Source organism: Streptomyces virginiae (assembly GCF_040638905.1).
Classification (GTDB): Bacteria; Actinomycetota; Actinomycetes; order Streptomycetales; family Streptomycetaceae; genus Streptomyces; species Streptomyces virginiae_B.
In genome coordinates this window covers 20,083-38,276 of the sequence record NZ_JBEZYV010000030.1, presented here as the reverse complement: position 1 = coordinate 38,276, position 18,194 = coordinate 20,083, and the positions used below count along the sequence as shown (strand labels likewise).

The window sequence follows — 18,194 nt, the reverse complement described above, 5'->3', positions numbered from 1 at the left end:
GGCGGGAACGTGTGGGAGGGCGGTGTGCTAGTGGATTGGGACTGGTGGACGGTGGACTTCGGGGACGCGCATGCGGGCGTGGCGGGTGTTCTTGTAGGCGGTGGTGAGCCGGGCCCGGTGTACTTCGATGTCGGGAGCGGCTCGGACGTGCCGTCGACCTCGCACTGGTCGGCCTACGACGGCCGGGCCGGCCGCCCGCGCGTCGAGGCGCTCCGGGCGGCGTGTGCGTGTGGGTGGCGCGGCGTCGCGGAGTACCCGCTGGACTGGGCGATGATCGGCGACCGCCCGCTGTACGAGGCGGACGTCGACCTGACCGGGCCGCTCGCGGACTGGAACGCCCACCTGTCCCTCGTCCGCGACAAGGCAGTACCGCTGCCCGAGCCGCTCACCGCTCTTCTCGTCGAGATCACCGAGCGACTGACCGCCACGACCGCGGACGCACCGCTGGCCGCGCTGCGCGCCGCCAGCGTCTTGGAGCGGATCGCCGTCCGCGTAGTGCGGGATGCAGCCGGCACCCTGGCGGCCGATGAAGTGTCTGGCGAGACCGTGGCCACCGGACTCGGGACCACCCGCTCCAGGGCCTTGGTGCTCCCTTTGAGCGCGCAGGACAGCTGACAGCACCCGGTCGGCCGGGCATAGCGGCTCCGAGCGAGAACGCAACTGGGCCAGTTCGCCCGATCGAAATTCCGTTTCCGCTGTCGGTCGCCTCTGGGACTCTTGTGGTATGGCGAGAAGCGCTGACGCACGGGGTACGGCCTCGGACCCCTTCTGGTCCCGGGTCCGGGAGTTGGAACACACGCCGGGGCGGCCCGTGCATCGCCAGCACCTCGTGTCCCGAGTTCTCCTCAAGCGGTTCACCGCACCCGGTTCCCGCGGGGCAGGACCCCAGCTCTACCCCTTCGACCTCCGCCATCCCCACCAGCCGCACAAGCTGAAAGGGCCGGCAGGATGCGGCTGGGCACAAGACTTCGTGCCCTTTGCCTCCGGAACCCTCGAAGCCATCTGGGCCCGCACCGAACAGGCCCTGCCCCGCGCGTTTGCCTCACTCGACGCTGGCAGGCTCTTCGACGAGCCCGAGCACCATCCTGTCCTCCGCGACCTCGTCGCGCTGCACTGGGTGCGTTCGTACTTTTACCGAGACGCATTCGCGCGGATCTACACGGACTTCCGTGCCCACAGCAGGCACTGGTTCCTCACCTCAGGCCAGGAGCTCATCCGGGCCGCAGCACTGCAGGAGTACGGCCTCCACCTGACAGGTGCGCAAGGGCTGGAGTACCTCACTGACGAGCTGCTGCGTCCGACGGACGAACTCTTCGAGAGCGGCGCCCTGCTGCGTATCCGCATGGAAGAGATGTTTCAGAAGGTCAGCGAGCGCATAGCCACTGCTGGCCTGGAGATCCACACGCCTGTATCCGGAGAACTGCTCATAGGAGACACCCCAGCTCAGACCCTGCGCATGGACCAAGGAACTCGGGTCTACGGAGTGGCGCTCGGCAACGCGACCACCATGGTGATCCCGCTCGGTCCCAAGCATCTGCTGACCCTCGGCCGCGATCACGCTCAGGGCGTGCTCCTCGATGAGGGCCGAGACGTCATGAACAAGCTGCAGATCCTCGCAGCCACACGGCACGTGTACTACCGTCCTGGCAGCAGACTGGAGCGCACGGTCCGACAGAACCTTGCGGCCCGCGAGGCCGACAGGAATCCCTGACGACTGCGTCCAGCAGAGAGGCATCCGCCGGGTCTGGCTGATCGGGTTCCTCGGCCAGCGCAGCGAGGGGCCACGCACGGGCCGGGAGCAGATGGTGCATCGAAGCGACTCGCGCAGCCGGCACGGCGGGGGGCGTGAATCAGGGTTCGGCAACTACGGACCGGATCCGGTCCAGGCGCTGCATGGTGCGCTCACCATGGCGGCGACGGACCGCTACCGCTTCGCCGTCGCGGAAGTCCCCGTCACCGCTACCGTGCAGCCGCCGGAGAAGCCGCTGGCCGCGCTCATCCCGGCCGCCACGCTCTCCGCCCTGGCCAAGCGGCTGAAGTCCCACACCGGGCCGGTGGGCATCGGCATCCTCGAAGACGACCACGCCGAAGGCGACCCCGTGGCCACCTGGCCCACCCCGCGCGCCACGCTGTCGCTGGGCGCCGTCACCGTCACTATGCGCTCGCTGGACGGCGGCCTCCCCAAGTACCAGTCCCTGTTCCCCAAGACGTGCGAGACGTCGGTCCAGCTCGACCGCGCCACGACCGAACGGGCAGTAAAGAAGTGCCAGGCCATCCTGAACGCCAAGGGCCTCAGGAACGTGCCCGTGCAATTCGCCTGGGACGACGACGGCAACCTCACGCTCGCCCCCCGCCTGGACACGACCGAAGACGCCGCCCGCACCAAGGGCATGCCCATCCCGACGACCATCACCCACGGCACCGGCGAGGGCCTGCGGGGAGGCCTCGCCGCCTTCAACCCCGGCTTCCTGCTGGACGCGATCGGAACCTTCACCAGCAACACCATCACCCTGCACCTGGGCGAGATGAAGGACGGACAGATCAGCAAGCCCGGACTCTTCACCGAGGGGCCCGAGATGGCCAACCAGGACTACAAGCACCTGGTGATGCACGTCCGCCTCGCCTGACAGCGGCGACCCGCGGGGGCGGGGCCAACCGCCCCGCCCCCGCCCCGGCGGGGAGTGGCACCCCGCCGGGCCCGAAGACCCAACCCACAGGAGGTACCCCATGGCCTGGATGCTCGACTGGAGAGGAACCCCGATCACGCACGGCGCGCACGTCCTCTTCCCCCGGAAGTGGGGCCGCAGCGCCCACTCGACGGAAATGGCGGAAGGCGTCGTCAAGCGCTTCAGCCTCACCGGCCGGATCACCGTCGACGTACTTCGATCCTCCCGCCCGCGAGAGGCCGGCGGTACCGGGCGCGCCCGGTACGCGGTCCCGGCCCACAGCGTGACGGTCATGCCCGGTCCAGTCGGCCGCCGTGCCGCAGACGGCCCAGGCGACGCCGCATCGAGCCCAGCACCCCAGACACCCGCCCCGGCCGTGCCCCTTGAGCTCTTGACGGTCGACGGAACGGACTACGGGCCGTACGCCGGGCAACCCACAACGGCGACGCGATCTCCCTACAACACGTACCTGTTCGCCGGCGAGACTGCGCAACGCATCGTCGAAGACCTGCACCAGGACAACTGCGGCCTCACCGCAGCATTCGAGTACGACGGCGCGCTCACGTTCACGTGGGACGCGACCTACCGAGACGAGCCCAGCACCGAGCGCGTCACCCCGGACGCCCAGGGCCGCTACGCGATCGGCGGACTCTGGCCCTGGAACACCTGGCCCGAGACCGACGGGACGACGCCCCAGCCCTGACCGCGCCCCACCCGACGCGGGGCCCGTGCCCTTGCCCGTGGAAGGACTTGTCTCGTGCCCGGCCACGGCACGGCGCCCGCCCTGGGGCGCAGGCGCCTCGGCGCGCACCCCGCCCCGGGCCGGGACTCGCCTCCAGCCCGCACCACCGGCCCTCGGTCGGCAGGGACTCACCCCGGCCCGCGACAGCTGGCGCGCTTCCGTCGATGCAGTCCGCCGTACGGGCCGACCAGCCTCGGGGGGAGCGCGTCGCCGAGGCGGCGCCGACCCGGCACGTGCCGCACCGAGCCATCGTTCACCGGCCTGCCCGACCGCTCCGGTTCACCCGCAGGAGTGAATTTCCCCCTCGCGTACGCGGGCGGGGCTCTTGCGGTGCGCCCCCAACTGGCGGACGAGTATGGGCCATTGACAAGAAATGGGATCTTTCGCAATCTTTCGGGCGTGGCTCCAGACGGGGCCCGGAGAGGAGTTCGTGATGGGCAAGCAGCGGGAGTTCTATGACGAGCAGGCGGCGGCCGGGAGGCTCGGAGTTCCGTTGGCCGCCTGGCGGTGGGCGGCAGGGTCCGGACTGGTCCCGTCGGCGGACGCGGGGCCGGGGCAGTGGTCGCGGTCCGCGGTCGATGCGGTTGACGCGGAAGGCGTCCGTGCGGCGCTGCGCGGTCCGATGGGCGCAGCCCCGGGCACCAAGGCTGCCCGGGGCCCTGCCCTTTGAAAAGCCCTCATGCGATTCCTGATCACGGCCGACTACGGAACCGTCTTCGCCACCGTCGAAGCGCCCCCGGAGGGGGCGGTGTCCGTCGTCATCGACGAGCGAGAGCAGGGTCAGCGGCGAAGGTGGATGCAGATGTGCACGGTTCCTTCGCCGGCGGCCGCCGCGACGCCGATACCGAGGACCGTGCCGAGATAGTCGACGTTGTTGGTGAGGGCGAGTGCGGCTACGGCCATGGCCGTAGTCAGCAGAGTCAGCGCGGTCACCCACCGCAGGGCCTTCTCCGCGCCGTTCGAAGGTGCCCGTGATGGTTCATGGTCGAGCGATGTCATATGGGGTCTTCCTTGTGCAGTTTGGCTGATGGAGGAGCTCAGCTTCCTCCGGTGGCAGCGGGTCGGCCAGCAGTCCGGGGGCGTCCGGCGGATGAGCCCGGATGGGGCTCTGGCACGGCAACATGGCCCTCGATGTTGATGCGGGCGGGGAGGAAGGCAAGCAGTGACCGGGGCGGGTACAAGATGGGGGGCGCTATCAGGACCGAGTGCCGCGCACAACGAAGTGGCCAGACTGTTGCGGTCTTGGCTCGACAAGGCCAGCTGTTCCGTGCCCACCTTGATTGACCGGTTTACCTCGGAGCACTTCAGTGACGCCGAGCCGCCGCGACGCACCGCAACCTATGAGCACCTCGCGGGTAGAGGCCTCACGTGGGAATTTATCGAGGCCGTGGTGGATGTCACCACGGACGACGCCGCAGTGCAGGAGCGCCGCCTTGCCGAAGTGCGCGCTCCCTGGAACGAGGCGCACGAGAGGGCAGTCTCTCGCCGAGAGCTCGGGGACAGCGTTCTGGCGCACCGGGCACTCGATCTCGCCGAGCAGCTGCGCAAGGCGGAGCAGCGCGAGGCTAAGCTCCTCGCGGAGCGGGACCGTATGCAGCATGTGGCCCGGGCCCTGATGGTGATCTGTGAGCGAAGTCGGCAACGTGTGGATGATCTTCGGCTCGCTCAGGCCCGGGGACGACTGGCAGATGGCGGCTCGTCGGTGCTGGCGTGGGAGCACCGACTCCAAGAGAGCACGTTGCAACAGGCCGTTGCGGAGATGGAGCGGGAGCGTGCCCAGTGCATGTTGCTGGAGTGGGCGCAGTACGTAGCCGACCTCAGCCGTTCCCTACTGCCAGGAGGCCGCCCCGGTGAGCGGCAGCCGACCCTCGCGGGGGCAGGCTCTCCATCGGCTCTCGACCTGCACGAGTGGGAGCTTGCCGACATCGATCGCGCGCTGGGCGCGGCTGGGCAAGAGGTAGAGACCGCCGGAGAAGCGCTTGACCGCTTTTCCGACGAGTTCGCTCACCGCCGTGGCACACCAGAAGGGTTCCTTCAGTCGGTGCGGCTCGTCGCCGGGCAGCACACCGGGTTGTCCTCCTTGCCGATCATCCGGAGCTTGGAGAAAGGAGTGTCGTTGAACTCAGGGATCACCGTCCTGGCGGGCCCGAATGGGACGGGGAAGTCGATGCTCCTGGAAGCGCTGGCCCTGCTCACAGGCTGCCGCTTCAGCAACGGCGGCCTGCCGTTCAATCTCAGTTCGATCAGCCGTGAGCTGGCCTCGGGGATGGAGGCGCAGTGGTCCACATCTCGGGAGCCTGAGAGCCGGCTGTTCGTCTCGCACCTGGGCAACTCGCCAGAAGGTCCGGATGCCCTCCTTGAGGGCATGGACGGGCCAAACCGCTTGTTTCTGCTCGATGAGCCGGAGGCCGGCTTGCACCCGGAGGCCACCAGGCTGCAAGTGCAGTGGATGTACGAGAGGGTCGCGCAGGGATGCCAGTTCGTGATCGCCACCCACAGCATGACCCTCGCGTCGCTGTCGCGGGCCCGGCACATTCGCTTTCGCCCGAACAGACCCCTGTAGGAGGCGGTCCGTTCCGTACTCCACGACGCCCCCGGACCAGGTCGACAATCCCGCCCGCGCGGGCCCGTCTGCCTGCCCTGGGCGTCACCGGGCTGGAGGCGTTTCCCCACGGCCAGGATGATCGCGGTACGTTCCTGACCGTGCCCGCACGACATTCAGTTCGGCCGCGTCACCTCACGAGAGCGCCCGGTAGCTCGGTCTCCGATGCGATGACTGCGAAGGCCTCGTCGATCGCACTGATCCATCGCGCGAACTCCTGGTTGCCGAGCCCGGCTCGGACCGCTTCCATCGAGCGAGCCGCCCACTCCACACCGGGGGGAATGTCCCCACCCCAGGCTTCCGCTGGGGCAAGGTGGCGGAACATGAAGTTCAGGAACCCGACGCTGTGCCGCGCCCCAGGTCCGGTGTACTCCTCGTGTGCGCGCTTTAGGCCCGCGGCCAGCTCTTCCGGCTGGGTGGAGCCGTAGAACCGGCACGCCGTTTCGAACAAAGTCCAGGCTTTCTGCCAGTGCTCCGGAAGACGTGGCCGCCGCCTGCCCTCTGGGACGGTTCCGTACCGCCGTGCGAGCTCGTCGTACAGCTCCGAGCGGTCGACAACATCACGCATGTCCATGCTGCAGCCATATCGCAGAGCAGCCACACCATGGGCTAGGCCCCGCCGGTAGCCCGCCAACGTTCACCGTGCCGGAGGGGGCCGGCACGGCTTCTTAGCCTCGGGCTTCGACGCCCACGCTCGCCGGCCCCCCGCTGTCGGTGACGACTGATAGATCAGGATCGTGACTGATCGATCTGATGCTTTCCCTGACCGCAGCGCGCCATTTCCTGGGCCGACGGACGAGCTGGACGAGGAAGCGCGGGTGCGTGAACATGCCGTCGCGCGCACGTGGCTGTGGGCCCAGGAAGAGGAATTGAGCGAAGTGTTCCTCGCGGAAGGCCGCAGCGACCTACCGGTGGAGGACTACGCAGCGTGGCGCCAAGGGCAGCAGCGCCGGCTCGGAAATGCGCGCGCGGAATGGCAGGCCACGCTGCGTGAGGCGGGTTGGCGGCTGGGTGGGACGGGGAGTCGATCCCTCGCGTACCTGCGGCCTGACCTGATGGACGAGTACGACTCTGACCACCAGGACAACCCGGCAGACCTTCCGTACAGGGGGACTCTGACCTCCACGCTCAGCGTGTGGTGGCGCTGCCCGCGGGATGAACGGCATCGGTGGAGAACGTCCATCAGCAACCGGCACGCCGTCGGAACCGGCTGCCCGAGATGCGCGAAGCGCGGTGTTTCACGTCGGGAGCAGGACATCTTCACAGCGTTGAAGGACACCCTTCCGGATCTGACAAGCCCGGGTGTTGTTCCACGTACCACCGCAGGCGAGGGGAGTCGCCAGCAGCGTGCCTGGCGAGTGGACATGTACCTTCCAGGAGCGCCGCCCGTGGTCGTCGAGTACGACGGCGCCTACTGGCACAAGGACCGCTTCCAGCAGGACGCCGCCAAGACGGCAGACCTGTCAGCCTCCGGCCACCTGGTCATCCGAATACGCGAGCACCCGCTTGAGGTCGTGACGCCCAACGACATCGAGTGCCCCGCAGACCTGCCGGCCGCAGAAGTGGCGGCACAGGTACGCCGCCGGATAGCCGAGCTGACCCAAGCCGGAGGGCCCGCCGCTCCACAGCAGACGGAGGAACAGCTGGATCTGTTCCCGGCCAGCCGCCTGCTCTCCCACGGGCCGGCTCCCACCGCCGACCAAGTCGTCGGCGCGTCCGAGCGCAGGCTCCTGGCGGCATGGAGCCGCCAAGCTCTCCTCGCGGTTCACCGAGCCGACGTGCTCGGCGACGGATACGCCAGACCACTCGGGGATGGTGCTCACCTCTCCATTGCCCATACTGCCGGGTTGGTGATGCGTGAACTCGGCGCCGCGGAAGCCCTGCTCAGGGTCATGATGGGGGACCGAGCACTACCGCGGGACTCCAGACGGTCGTCACCGCATTCGCTCGCCCCCTGAGATCGGGTTTGACGGAGCCTGCCATGCCGCAGGGATGGGGAAGCCCCTCGGCGCCTGCCGCAAGGGTCCGAATGCTGCAAGGGAGGAGCCGTGGTGCATGTGATACATCCGGTCGCCAATGGCCTGCGTACCGATCATCCTGTGCCGGGCCTGCCGTTCATCAACGACGAGCGGCTACCACTGGACAACCCGGACGCGATCGAGCGCACCGGACGCAACCAGGGCGACGGCCTCTGGGGCCGCACCGACTCCTTACGAGACGGCGGCTGGGTGGCGTTCACCACCGAACCGAAGAACCGTGCGTACGCCTGGGCCGTCCACCACCACCCCGAACACGGCCGCACCGTCCTGCTGATCCACGACCGCGACATGAGCGACCTCCACCACGACTGGATGTACGGGCACAGCGGATTCCTCTACCGCCACGGCGGCTACTGGTGGGACGGCACCACCTGGCACAGGCCCGGCCAGGTCCTCGACCGCGCCTTCGAGCACTACGACCCCCGCCCGGTCCGAGCCGCCACCACCGTCACCGCCGCGGACCTCCTGGCGCAGCCCGCCACACCGGACAACGCCCACGTCTCAAAGATCGCCGACTTCACGGCTCCGAAGACGCCGCTGCCCAACTGGCGCGACCACCTTGCCCTGTGGGCCCAACAGCGCCACCGACTGCCCGCCCCCCAGCCGCTCGACCAGTGCGTCGTTGACCTGCGGGCCCCCGAGCTGGAGCCGGCCCGCCTCGTGGACCGGGCCGGCCTGGCGAAGATCGCGGGTATCGCCCTTAATGATCTTCCTCATCCGGAACGGGGGCGGCGCCACCTGCCTCCGCCCCAGGTCGATGCCCCGGACGGCCCGCGCTGGTCGGCGCGCTCAGGGGGAACGTGATGCACTCCTTCGCGGCCTTCCAGTACGACTGCCACTGAGTACGCTCTGGTCGGGCGTAGACGGCCTGTATGTCCTCCCACGGCACGGCATCCGTCTGACCGAGCTCCACGGCGGCCGCCCGGGCCTTGTCGATCCTTTCCTCCACGGCGGCCGTATACCGGGCACGCACCCGGTCACGGTAGTTCGGCCGGAGCGCGGGCGGTGTGCTTGTCGGGGCGAGTGGTGGTGCCGGTGCTGTCGGCGCGGTCACGGCCGGTGTCCTCTCTCCTGAGTACCCGTGGACACAACAGGATCGGCCCCGCCGGTTGCAGTCACCCCAGATACGACGAACCTGCACCGCGTGATGCTCCCCACCAACCGAACAACCAACGCCCCCGGCCGCCGGCGACCCTTGTTACGACGCCGACGTCCGCCAGAGCGGCCGAACCCTGCTGGACGCCGCCGTCGTCCTGCCCGCACCCGGCCCGCGAAGGCGGGACGGCTGCGCCTGGCCCTGGTCGAAGCGGACAAGGTGGAGCTCGTCCGGACAACCGGCTGGGCCCGGGTGACAGGTCGGGAATGATTGGGGCATGACCGATGACCTCCCCGACGGTCCGGCCCCCGAGCCGGCGCCGCGCGACCACCGGCACGACGATTTCAGTACGTTGGCGGCTGCGCGCCAGCGCACCGTGGACGAGCACATGTTCACCGTGCCCGGGCTGCCGGGGACGTTCCGACTGCAGTTGTTCACTGCCCCCGGGGCGCGCTCCGTTGCCGTAGTCACCCAGCACGCCGGTGAGGGAATGAGCCTGCTGAACGGCGCGGAGAGATTCGCGGCCGCAGTGTGGGAGCGGCACTGCCCCGAGGAGGACCTCCCGCCGGTGTGGGTGGAGCGCCAGCTGTGGCGGGAGGGGTCGGTCCAGGAGACCCGCTTCCGACGGGTGGTGTTTGCCGAGGCCAGCCGCTACCGGTTGCGCCGCCCACGTTGGTCTGCAATCACTCAGGAGCAGCTCGACGCGCTGGTTGGGTGCGCGGTTGAGACCGGCCGAGGCACTGGCTACGTGCCGCGCCTCGCCGAGCCCGACCCGCAGATGCTGTTCGAGGAGTTCGCGGTGACCCGCCTTGCTCGCCCCCGACCGTTCCGCGAGCCCCACTGCATGCCGGCCGGGGTGCCCTGGTGGCGGCGCTGGGTGCGGCAGGTAATGCCGCAGGATGTCACCCGTACGTGCTGCTGGTACCACGGCGGAGACTGGCACCGGGTTAACGCGATGGCGCTGCAGGTGCTCCGCGATGCCCGCGCGCAGTCCGTGGGAGCCGAGGACGTGGAGGAGTTCGCCGTGGCGTACGCAGCATCGGTCGGCGCTACCGACTGGGAGACCGAGGCCCTGGCCACCCTGTTCAGCACGTGGGACGCGATCCAGCCCGACAGCGAAGGGGGCTACATCAACGGGCAACACCGCTCCCAGGCCATGCTGGAGGCGGGCGTACGCCGCACCGTCGTCCTGCGCCACGTCTACGAGGCGTAGCCCCGCTTAGGGTGCCAGGCCGCGGCTATTCCGCGCGGCGCCGGCTGACTGACCCCGGCACTGTTCCTGCCGGGGGCAGGGCGTAGGGACATGTGATGGCTGCGTCGGGGGGGGGGGCGTGATCGCTTATGCGTTGGTGCTCTCGCCGGGGGTCGGTGTATCTGTGGTGTGGGGCGCTGGCTTGGTGGCGGCGCGGCGGGCGTGCCACTTGTCGTAGAGCACGGTCCCGGCCACGCTGGCGCCGGTGAGGGCGGCGCCAATGATGACGCCCTGCCCGCGGTAGAAGTACCGCAGCGCGACGGGGCCGCCCCGCTTGCCAGCTTCCTTTGCGAGTTCCGCGTAGACCCACGTCATGGTCTGCCTCAGTTGGTGTCGCTTGGTCGGGACGGCTCGATGATCGCAGGACGGCGGCACGTGGGTGGTGCAGTTCACCGACTTCCGTCCGGCACGGCCGGCTCGACGCCGCCCCCGTACTGGTGGAGAGTCAGTACTTCGACTGTGCGCTATTCCTCAGCCTGTGGCTGTGGCAGGGCCTCGATGGGTTCGGCTGGACGATCCAAGTAGGCTGCGGTCAAAACGGGGGTGGAAGATGTTGAACTTCGATGTGCCCGGCCCGGAAGCCGACTGGCTAGAGGCGCCCGTCTCAGTGTGCCCAAACCCGAACCCTGCGTGGCAGACGAGTATGTGGTGGTACATCGCAGGCCTATTCCGCGAAGTTGCCTGCCTCGCGCCTCCGCTGGAGGCCTTGGCGCACCGTTTGAGGCTGTCGATCGAGCACGGCTGGGAAGAGCTTTCCGACGTCGATGTGGCCATGGTCCAGATCAGAGGGATCCACTTCGCTCTCTACCGGCTGAACACCAGCCCTTTGAAGGACACCATCGTGTCCGTCATCAAGGACACTGAGGACGACGAAGTCGCGATCAACACCCTTCTCACCGCCCTGGGGATCGGCCCCGACGCAGTGACGTACCGGGGAAATGTACGAAGCGACGAGGCCCAGTGACGCCTGCATGACATCCGATTAAGAGTCAGGCCCCCGGCACGTCTTGGTCCCGAGCCGCCAGGTAGTGGGTCCAGCTGTCGTTGGCGTAGCCGGACCAGCGGTTGGCAGTGCTGGGGTGCAGGCCGAAGCCGATCACATGGTGGCGGGTGGTCAGCGTTTGATGCGTCCGCGGATGGCAAGGACGACGAGGGCGAGAAGAACGGGTTCCAGGAGGCGGGAGGTCCTCTCGATGTAGGTGCCGGCGGTGGTCAGGTCCTGTCCGCTGGAGCGGAACACCACGGAGTTGAGGGTGACGTTCAGGGCCTTCTCGAAGCGCTCGCTGGTGAACCTGTTGCCGGTGGGGTTCTGCGGGGCCGCTTCGTCGATCTTCAAAGTAACGCTGCCTCCGCCGGGGGGCACGATGCCGGTTACTTGCTGCTTCGGGGAGGCCTGGGGGAGCCCGAAGCCCATCAGCAGCACGATGGTGACGAGCATGGCGGCAGCGAGCCACCCCAAGGCTCGGGAGGCGCGCAGCCCGTAGCCGGACAGCAGCCAGTAGCCGTGAAGCAGGCTGCGTTCGGCTTGGGTGGTGTCGGTGCGGTCATGGCGGCGCATCTCCATCTCGCCGTAGTAGAAATCCGCCGCCCCCGGCTCGTTCTTCCCGTCCTCGAACGCCTTGCGCAGCGCCCGGTAATGCGCTGCCAGCTGGGCAGGCCCGACCTGTACAGCGTCGGGCTCCGCCGCATTCCAGCCCTGGACGGCCTTCGGTTGGTTCGCGCGCCAGTGGTGTTCTTCGGCAAGGGTGCGACGCGGGGTGAACCGCACCGGGTACCAGCGCGGCCAGTGCGTGCCGGACGGCACCTTGCCGAAGGAGCAGGCGCCATCCAGCCGCACCTGGTCCAGATTCACCGTCCCGGTGAGCCTGCACCCCGACAGGTCAACGTCAGCGAGGACCAGATGTGCCGCGTCCACCCCCCGCAGCGAGATCACCCGCACCGTGGCGTCGGGCGACTGTCTGCTGGTGCGTACGAAGGGGGCGGCCGCTGCGGCGATGGTGAGGGGGCGTTCGAACACCGCAAGGGCGAAGTCCACCGTGGCGTAGCGCAGACGCAACTCGGCCGTTGACAACCAACGGGTCCGCTCGCAGACCAGGTGGCGGGTGGCGAGCTCGAGGTTTGCCGGGCCGTTGAACACCGCCTCGGACAACGTCACTGTCCCCTTGCACAGCAACGGCCCGAACCTGGCCGACTGCTCGAAGGTCGCCCCTTCGAACGAGGCGTTGCCATCGATGGTCGCCTTCTTGAACCAGCCGACGCTCTGGAAGGTTGCCAAGCCGAAGTGGGCGGCGTCCTTAAAGGCCGTCTCGAGGAACCCGGCCTCGCGCTTGAAGGTCGCCGAGATGAAGTTGGCTCTGCCATGGAAAGTCACGAACGGGAACAAGGCGTGACCGTGGAACGTCACCTGGTTGAACGTGGCGTCGTGTTTGAAGGTCGCCGAGTCGAACCTGGCGTCGCCCGTGAAAGTCGCCGAGTCGAACGAGACGTCGCGCTCGAAGGCCGCCGAATTGAACCAGGCGTCGCCGTGGAAGGTCGCCGAGTCGAACCGGGCAGCGCCGAACCGGGCGGTGCCAGGGAGGACTCCGGTGCCGGGGTCGCGGAGCGCGTCGAGAAGGGATCTGAGGAGGGCATCGGTGAAAGGGGTGCCGCGGTGGTCAATGTCGGAGCCGGGAGTCAACCCGGCCAGATAGGCGTCGCAGGCGTGGTCAGGTAGGTGGGCGAGGCATACGAAGTGGTCGGGGACGCGGCGGCCGCGGCAACCGACGGAGCCGGTAGCAGGGTCAGCGCCATATAGCGGACGACCTCGACGACGTTGCCGGTACTCACAGCACGGCCAGGGGGGTGCCTCGTGAGTACGGTGTGCGGGGGGTGAAGGTGTACTCATTGCGTGGCGGCTCCAAGATGTTCGCCATGCCAGGGGGACACAGCAGGCGTGGGGGCTCCACCGACGGGCAGTTCCACCGGCGGGTAGCTCTCATGCTCCAGGTGATCGATCCACGCCGCGCGCTGACGGATCCAGCTGGTGGGCCGGCGCGACTCCTGCGGCGCGATGCCGTGATCCGCCTGGTCCAGATGGTCCGAGGCGGATCACGAACCGGGGCGGCCCGCTACCTCGGCATCCCGCCCGGGACCCTGGAGTCCACCGCTCTCCGGATCCGCACCTGGCAGAAGGAACCGGGCAACGCCGACGCGTACAGACAGATCGCCGAGATCGCCATCTACGAAGGTCGGAGCGGCGCGGCATCGGCTGATTAGAGGGGGCAAACCGAGGCTGCGGCGTCCAGCAGCTGGCTCGCGAGCTACGCCGCGAGGTCGCGGGTGACTCGGTCCAGGAGTTACGGTTGATTTACAGGAGAACTCGGAATTCTGCCCCCCAACCGGGCAGGTTACGCTCTCCGGCCGAAAGCGTTCTTAGCTCAAATGGTAGAGCCCCGTGCTTCGGACGCGGATGTTATCGGTTCAAGTCCGATAGGACGCCGCCGGCGGGCTTCCTTCCGCGTTCGGCAACGAGGGAAGCCCAGCGACCTTCACACGAGGTGATCGCGGGTGTTCCTGGTGACACAATTCCCGATCGCCGACCTGCGCCCTCTCCTCGCCCGGGAGACCCGCCGACTCGATGTTCCGTGCTGGCCGCTGGTGCAGTCAGGCGAGTTCGTCAGATCGACCGGGCCCATACGCGCCCGGAAGCAGGGTGGACTGGTCCCGTGGCGCGGGGAGGGTGTCTTCTGTGACGCCGCCAGCGCATTCCGCTTTCCGCCGTGCTTGTCGGGAATCTCCCTTGTACCCGGGGACGAGCGCACATCCGGTTTCGCGTGCGCCTACCGGCGTCTGATCGCGGACGGATTCGTCAGCACCCGGTTCGAGCTGGCCGTCGTCGGCGGAAGGTCAGGAAGACGGGGGCGGGCGAGACTGCCCAGCCAGGACTTCGTCGCACTCCTGATCAACTGGCTCGATCTTCCCGTCGCCATCACGTCCTGCGGTGAGGGCGACCGCCGCAGCAGTTGTCATCTCGGACAAGCTGGAAGGCCGCTCACGGCGCACATTCTCCGGGCGACCACCAGATTTCCCCCCGCCGTCGACCGTTCCTGGCTCCAGCCCGGCAGACCACTGCTGCTGGCCGAGTACTCGCACAAGGAAGCCGAGCTACCGCCCGACGCCATGGCCGTGGATGTGGGGCAGGACATCGGGGTGCGCTTGGCGCACTGTCGGATCAGCTTCCGCGGAACGCTGGTGGGCGTCTGGCTGATCGAACGGACGAGCCCGAGTCCGGACAAGGACGCCTTGCGCCGCCTGCGGGTGCACCTGCTCCGTCTCCACACGGAGTACGAGTGTGTGCGACTCGTACTCCGCTTCCTCACGAGACAGGCGCAGGGCGGCAGGAATACCGAGGCGGTAGCGCGTTTCCTGAATCGAGGACTCGATCTGCTGTCTAGCCCGCAGAGGTATGGGTTCGACCAGAATCCGATCCTGGCTGCCGCATACGAGGCAGAGCAACTCGTGACCGCGGAGGAATGGCGGACCGTATTGCACATGCTGAGCGAGAAACGGGCGCACGAGCTGGCCCGGATCGACAACGCCACCGGCGGATGGGCCCGCTTGGACAGCGACACCGCCGCAGGTGGCGGTTCGCAGCCGGTCTACATCGCGGACCGGATCGTGGTGGTAGGGAAAGGTGGAACCGTGAACGAGTTCCATACACGCGCAGGCGGAGACATCCACGGCGTCATAGGCAGCGGAAACATCGTGACGAGCAGTTTCAACCGGATAGACAGCTCGAACCTGCCCGACGAAGCCAAGGTCTTGCTGAAGCAGCTCACGGAAGCCGTCGCACTGACGGCGAGCAGGCTGCCCGCCGAAGAGGCCGAGCAAGTGAGCAGGGAGCTCACCGCCTCTCCAGGACGAAGCGCTGTCCGGAACACCGCGCAGGAATGTGCTCCAGGTCTTCGGGCAGTCGCTCCAGAAGGCGGCCGACTTCGTCGGCGACGTCGGCGCCCCGATCGCGAACCTCGTCACCGCCGTGATCGGCTTGATCGCGTAAGTCCCGCCCCTGGGGCGGTGTCCGCCGCGGCGGGACGCGTTAGGTCTATTCGTCCGGTAAGTACCCAGGCGCGGCCGCCGTCCGCAGAGAACTCCTGTTTCCAGCGTGCCCGCCCTGGCGGCCGAGGGTGGAGAAGGTGATGGCAAGCTGATCTCGTCGATGTTGCCAGCACCGCGAGCAGTGGCTGGGGCTACCGCGACGTCGAGGCCCCACCGGACCCGGTCACCGGGCTGCCTGCGGCGAGGCGCGGGCCGCGTTCCTTGCCGCGCACTCCGGTACGGCCCGCCGAACTCGGCCTGGGCGAGGCGCTCGCGACCGTCCAGCTCAAGTCTCGGGGCGCCCGCCCTTTGGCGGGGCTGCGCGAGCACTGAGCTTTCCAGTTGTCCGTTGGGGCCAAGTAGCGTGCTCAGTCACACGTACGTCTGGTGGCAGAGGGCGGCCACGGCGGGGCTGGTGACGCCGTGCGCGGCGCGGCACAGCTCCCTCATGTCCCCGACCCGGGGAGCGGGCCGCACCGGGCGGGGCGGTGCGGGGGTGCGGCGCGGCCGCACCTTCACCTTTTTGGGCTTGGCCACGGGACGTACCGCAGGCCGGGGCGCGGTCGCCCTGCGCGGCCGGGCCGGTCCCTCGGCTGTGCGGTCGTATGCCCGCAGGGCGGGCTGAGTCTCGCCGTCTCCGGATGCCGCGCGGGCGGGAAGGCCGGCTTCGGGAACGGCGCCGGTCTGGGGTGGGGGCGTGGGCTCGGGCAAGGGGGAGAGCGGCAGTGTCGGCGCGGTGTCCGGCCGTGAGGGGGCTTGCGGTCCTCCGGAACCCCCGCGGGTGAGGTCCCGGCGGGCTGGGTGGGCGCGGGGTGGACGGAGACGCATCCCGAGAGCGCGAGGAGCACGACCAGGAGCAGGGGAAGGGCCCGGCGACACATGCCGCCACCGTGCCGTAGAAGCCCCGCAGGCCACCCCTGACGGCCCCGCTACGCCCCTCGGATGGACGACCCACGGCGGCCCTGCAGGGCCGCCCCATGCTGGTCTGGCGGACCCTGGAGGAGAGGCAGGCGACCCACGAGGGAGGCCCCTGTGACGCTCAGACCGCCGATTGAGCCGATGCTGGCGCAGGCCGCGGAATCCGTGCCGGGCCCGGCCGCTTTGCCAGCGGGTGTGGCGTACGAGCAGAAGCTGGACGGTCACCGAGCGCTGCTGTTCACCGCGGCCGGCCCGGGCGGCTCGGTGCTGGTGCAGACCCGTCGCGGGGCGCTGGTCCAGGACCGGTGGCCGGACCTGGTGGTGGCCGCCGAATCACAGTTGCCGCACGGCCTGGTCCTCGACGGCGAACTGGTCGTCTGGGACACCGAAGCCGGCCGGCTGTCCTTCGAGGCCTTGCAGCGCCGGGCCGCCACCCGCGCCCGCGGCGCCGCCGCCATCGCCGCCACGGTGGTCCGCCTACTTCGTCGCCTTCGACCTCCTGCAGCAGGACGGCCAGGAACTCCTCGCCCACCCGTACGCCGACCGCCGTGCTCTCCTGGATAACCTGTTCACCGAGCACGCCCTGGCGGCCCCGTGAACGCTCTGCCCGATGACGACGGACCTGGCCAAGGCCCGGGAGTGGCTGGAGTCCTGGACGGATGTGTCCGGGGTGGAGGGGATCGTGGTCAAGCCCCTGAACGGCCGCTACCTGCCCGGCTACCGCGGGTGGACCAAGATCCGGAGGCGGGACACCACCGAAGCGATCGTCGGCGCGATCACCGGCACCCTGACCCGCCCCCAGCTCCTGATCCTCGGCCGCCACGACCACGACGGCCGGCTGCGCGCCGTCGGCCGGACCGTGCCACTGCGCCCGGACGCCGCCCGGCAGGTCGCCGAGCACCTCACCGCGGCCGCGCCCGGGCACCTGTGGGAGGGCGTGCGATTCTCCGCGACGTGGGGGAGCCGCGACGTCCTCGACACCACCCTCGTCCACCCCGCCCTGGTCGCCGAGGTCAGCGCGGATCGCGCCATCGACCGCGGCGGCGTCTACCGCCACCCACTCCGGTTCCAGCGGCTGCGCCTGGACGTGGGGCTCGAGGACGTACCCGGGTTCGGCGAGGGTCCGGCGGCGGCCGCCAGCTGACCGGGCGGGGGTCGGGTGCAGTGGCGTTTCGCCGGTGAACCGGCGTGCTCGGGCGGGTGAACCGGGCCGGGCTGACCTGTTGCTGACGGTGCGGCGGCCGGTACAACCGGCTCATGATGATCATGACGCGGTCCGCTGCCGCGGTCGCCGCTGCTCTCGCCCTGACCCTGTCTCTGCCCACGGCCGCGCACGCGGCCGCACAACCCGCCGCCCCGGCTCCGGCTGCTGCCGTGCCCCAGGTGTTGCCGATCGGGGTCGCGGTATCCGCGCTGCCGCTGGCGGTGGAGGACCGGACCGGCTACCAGCGGACCTCCTTCAAGCACTGGAATGCCGGCGACGTCCCGGCCGACGGCTGCAACACCCGCGCCGAGGTGCTCCTGGCCGAGGCGGTCGTGTACCCGGAGATCGGGCCGGGCTGCACCCTGACCGGCGGCGTGTGGTGGTCGTACTACGACGAACGGGAGGTGACGCCGGCCGGTGCGCTCGACATCGACCACATGGTCCCGCTCGCCGAGGCCTGGGACTCTGGGGCGTCGGCATGGACGGCGGCGCGTCGGGAGGCGTACGCGAACGACCAGGGCCAGCCGGCGTCCTTGGTGGCGGTGACGGCGCGTTCGAACAGAAGGCCTGTTTCACCTCGACGAGCAAGGTGAGCGGTC

The 18,194-nt window shown here is 69.1% G+C and carries 18 protein-coding genes, 1 tRNA gene and 1 pseudogene; 15 read left to right on the top strand and 5 right to left on the bottom strand.

The window, feature by feature from the left end:
• Positions 1-24: 24 nt before the first annotated feature.
• From AB0F82_RS29910 to AB0F82_RS29895, 4 genes are all read left to right on the top strand, one after another.
• Positions 25-615, top strand: coding sequence for a hypothetical protein (locus AB0F82_RS29910; protein WP_362632887.1), 591 nt, complete (start codon positions 25-27; stop codon positions 613-615).
• A gap of 196 nt (positions 616-811) precedes the next feature.
• Positions 812-1,711: a DUF4238 domain-containing protein gene (locus AB0F82_RS29905; protein WP_362632884.1), complete on the top strand. Its 900-nt coding sequence runs from the start codon at positions 812-814 to the stop codon at positions 1,709-1,711.
• Positions 1,712-1,907: 196 nt separating this feature from the next.
• A complete protein-coding gene (locus AB0F82_RS29900; protein ID WP_362632882.1) occupies positions 1,908-2,627 on the top strand; it encodes a DNA polymerase III subunit beta in 720 nt (239 codons plus the stop codon).
• Between the two features lie 100 nt (positions 2,628-2,727).
• On the top strand, positions 2,728-3,369 hold the full coding sequence (locus AB0F82_RS29895) for a hypothetical protein (protein WP_362632879.1): 642 nt from the start codon (positions 2,728-2,730) through the stop codon (positions 3,367-3,369).
• An 819-nt stretch (positions 3,370-4,188) separates the two neighbouring features.
• Here AB0F82_RS29895 and AB0F82_RS29890 read toward each other — a convergent pair.
• The gene (locus tag AB0F82_RS29890; RefSeq protein WP_362632875.1) at positions 4,189-4,407 is read right to left on the bottom strand and encodes a hypothetical protein; all 219 of its coding nucleotides are present in this window, start codon (positions 4,405-4,407) and stop codon (positions 4,189-4,191) included.
• A gap of 268 nt (positions 4,408-4,675) precedes the next feature.
• On the opposite strand from AB0F82_RS29890, the gene AB0F82_RS29885 reads away from it, so the two are divergent.
• Complete coding sequence (locus AB0F82_RS29885; RefSeq protein ID WP_362632872.1) at positions 4,676-5,971, top strand: AAA family ATPase; 1,296 nt, start codon at positions 4,676-4,678, stop codon at positions 5,969-5,971.
• A 169-nt stretch (positions 5,972-6,140) separates the two neighbouring features.
• Here the strand turns inward: AB0F82_RS29885 and AB0F82_RS29880 are convergent, their stop codons facing one another.
• Positions 6,141-6,584, bottom strand: coding sequence for a hypothetical protein (locus AB0F82_RS29880; protein WP_362632869.1), 444 nt, complete (start codon positions 6,582-6,584; stop codon positions 6,141-6,143).
• A 244-nt stretch (positions 6,585-6,828) separates the two neighbouring features.
• Between AB0F82_RS29880 and AB0F82_RS29875 the strand changes: the two genes are divergently transcribed.
• The 3 genes from AB0F82_RS29875 to AB0F82_RS29865 all read left to right on the top strand — a co-directional run bounded on the left by AB0F82_RS29875 (position 6,829) and on the right by AB0F82_RS29865 (position 10,358).
• Positions 6,829-7,968: a zinc-ribbon domain-containing protein gene (locus AB0F82_RS29875; protein ID WP_362632866.1), complete on the top strand. Its 1,140-nt coding sequence runs from the start codon at positions 6,829-6,831 to the stop codon at positions 7,966-7,968.
• A 90-nt stretch (positions 7,969-8,058) separates the two neighbouring features.
• Positions 8,059-8,853, top strand: a complete 795-nt coding sequence (locus AB0F82_RS29870) for a hypothetical protein (RefSeq protein ID WP_362632863.1) — start codon at positions 8,059-8,061, stop codon at positions 8,851-8,853.
• Positions 8,854-9,422: 569 nt separating this feature from the next.
• On the top strand, positions 9,423-10,358 hold the full coding sequence (locus AB0F82_RS29865) for a hypothetical protein (protein ID WP_362632861.1): 936 nt from the start codon (positions 9,423-9,425) through the stop codon (positions 10,356-10,358).
• 126 nt (positions 10,359-10,484) lie between these two features.
• On the opposite strand, the gene AB0F82_RS29860 is transcribed toward AB0F82_RS29865, so the two are convergent.
• Complete coding sequence (locus tag AB0F82_RS29860) at positions 10,485-10,712, bottom strand: hypothetical protein (protein ID WP_362632858.1); 228 nt, start codon at positions 10,710-10,712, stop codon at positions 10,485-10,487.
• A 235-nt stretch (positions 10,713-10,947) separates the two neighbouring features.
• Between AB0F82_RS29860 and AB0F82_RS29855 the strand changes: the two genes are divergently transcribed.
• The gene (locus AB0F82_RS29855) at positions 10,948-11,361 is read left to right on the top strand and encodes a hypothetical protein (RefSeq protein WP_362632856.1); all 414 of its coding nucleotides are present in this window, start codon (positions 10,948-10,950) and stop codon (positions 11,359-11,361) included.
• Between the two features lie 150 nt (positions 11,362-11,511).
• On the opposite strand, the gene AB0F82_RS29850 is transcribed toward AB0F82_RS29855, so the two are convergent.
• Entirely contained in the window at positions 11,512-13,074 is a 1,563-nt protein-coding gene (locus AB0F82_RS29850) for a pentapeptide repeat-containing protein (protein ID WP_362632854.1), read from the bottom strand.
• Between the two features lie 299 nt (positions 13,075-13,373).
• Between AB0F82_RS29850 and AB0F82_RS29845 the strand changes: the two genes are divergently transcribed.
• The 3 genes from AB0F82_RS29845 (at position 13,374) to AB0F82_RS29835 (ending at position 15,575) form a co-directional block, all read left to right on the top strand.
• Entirely contained in the window at positions 13,374-13,652 is a 279-nt protein-coding gene (locus tag AB0F82_RS29845; protein ID WP_362632852.1) for a hypothetical protein, read from the top strand.
• A gap of 150 nt (positions 13,653-13,802) precedes the next feature.
• Positions 13,803-13,875 (top strand) — tRNA-Arg (locus AB0F82_RS29840).
• A gap of 68 nt (positions 13,876-13,943) precedes the next feature.
• Complete coding sequence (locus tag AB0F82_RS29835) at positions 13,944-15,575, top strand: hypothetical protein (protein WP_362632850.1); 1,632 nt, start codon at positions 13,944-13,946, stop codon at positions 15,573-15,575.
• A 270-nt stretch (positions 15,576-15,845) separates the two neighbouring features.
• Here the strand turns inward: AB0F82_RS29835 and AB0F82_RS29830 are convergent, their stop codons facing one another.
• On the bottom strand, positions 15,846-16,010 hold the full coding sequence (locus tag AB0F82_RS29830; protein ID WP_362632848.1) for a hypothetical protein: 165 nt from the start codon (positions 16,008-16,010) through the stop codon (positions 15,846-15,848).
• A 495-nt stretch (positions 16,011-16,505) separates the two neighbouring features.
• Between AB0F82_RS29830 and AB0F82_RS29825 the strand changes: the two genes are divergently transcribed.
• The 3 genes and pseudogenes from AB0F82_RS29825 to AB0F82_RS29815 all read left to right on the top strand — a co-directional run.
• On the top strand, positions 16,506-16,955 hold the full coding sequence (locus AB0F82_RS29825) for an ATP-dependent DNA ligase (RefSeq protein ID WP_362632845.1): 450 nt from the start codon (positions 16,506-16,508) through the stop codon (positions 16,953-16,955).
• Between the two features lie 46 nt (positions 16,956-17,001).
• Complete coding sequence (locus tag AB0F82_RS29820; protein ID WP_362632843.1) at positions 17,002-17,535, top strand: ATP-dependent DNA ligase; 534 nt, start codon at positions 17,002-17,004, stop codon at positions 17,533-17,535.
• Positions 17,536-17,648: 113 nt separating this feature from the next.
• A pseudogene (locus AB0F82_RS29815) lies at positions 17,649-18,158 on the top strand (HNH endonuclease); the annotation flags it as partial.
• Positions 18,159-18,194 lie beyond the last annotated feature (36 nt).

What these genes read in the sequence shown, in the direction of transcription:
- AB0F82_RS29900 (WP_362632882.1), top strand. Translation starts at nt 1,908, where the DNA reads ATGGCGGCGACGGACCGCTACCGCTTCGCCGTCGCGGAAGTCCCCGTC.
- AB0F82_RS29895 (WP_362632879.1), top strand. Translation starts at nt 2,728, where the DNA reads ATGGCCTGGATGCTCGACTGGAGAGGAACCCCGATCACGCACGGCGCG.
- AB0F82_RS29890 (WP_362632875.1), bottom strand. Translation starts at nt 4,407, where the DNA reads ATGACATCGCTCGACCATGAACCATCACGGGCACCTTCGAACGGCGCG.
- AB0F82_RS29880 (WP_362632869.1), bottom strand. Translation starts at nt 6,584, where the DNA reads ATGGACATGCGTGATGTTGTCGACCGCTCGGAGCTGTACGACGAGCTC.
- AB0F82_RS29865 (WP_362632861.1), top strand. Translation starts at nt 9,423, where the DNA reads ATGACCGATGACCTCCCCGACGGTCCGGCCCCCGAGCCGGCGCCGCGC.
- AB0F82_RS29860 (WP_362632858.1), bottom strand. Translation starts at nt 10,712, where the DNA reads ATGACGTGGGTCTACGCGGAACTCGCAAAGGAAGCTGGCAAGCGGGGC.
- AB0F82_RS29855 (WP_362632856.1), top strand. Translation starts at nt 10,948, where the DNA reads ATGTTGAACTTCGATGTGCCCGGCCCGGAAGCCGACTGGCTAGAGGCG.
- AB0F82_RS29845 (WP_362632852.1), top strand. Translation starts at nt 13,374, where the DNA reads ATGCTCCAGGTGATCGATCCACGCCGCGCGCTGACGGATCCAGCTGGT.
- AB0F82_RS29820 (WP_362632843.1), top strand. Translation starts at nt 17,002, where the DNA reads ATGACGACGGACCTGGCCAAGGCCCGGGAGTGGCTGGAGTCCTGGACG.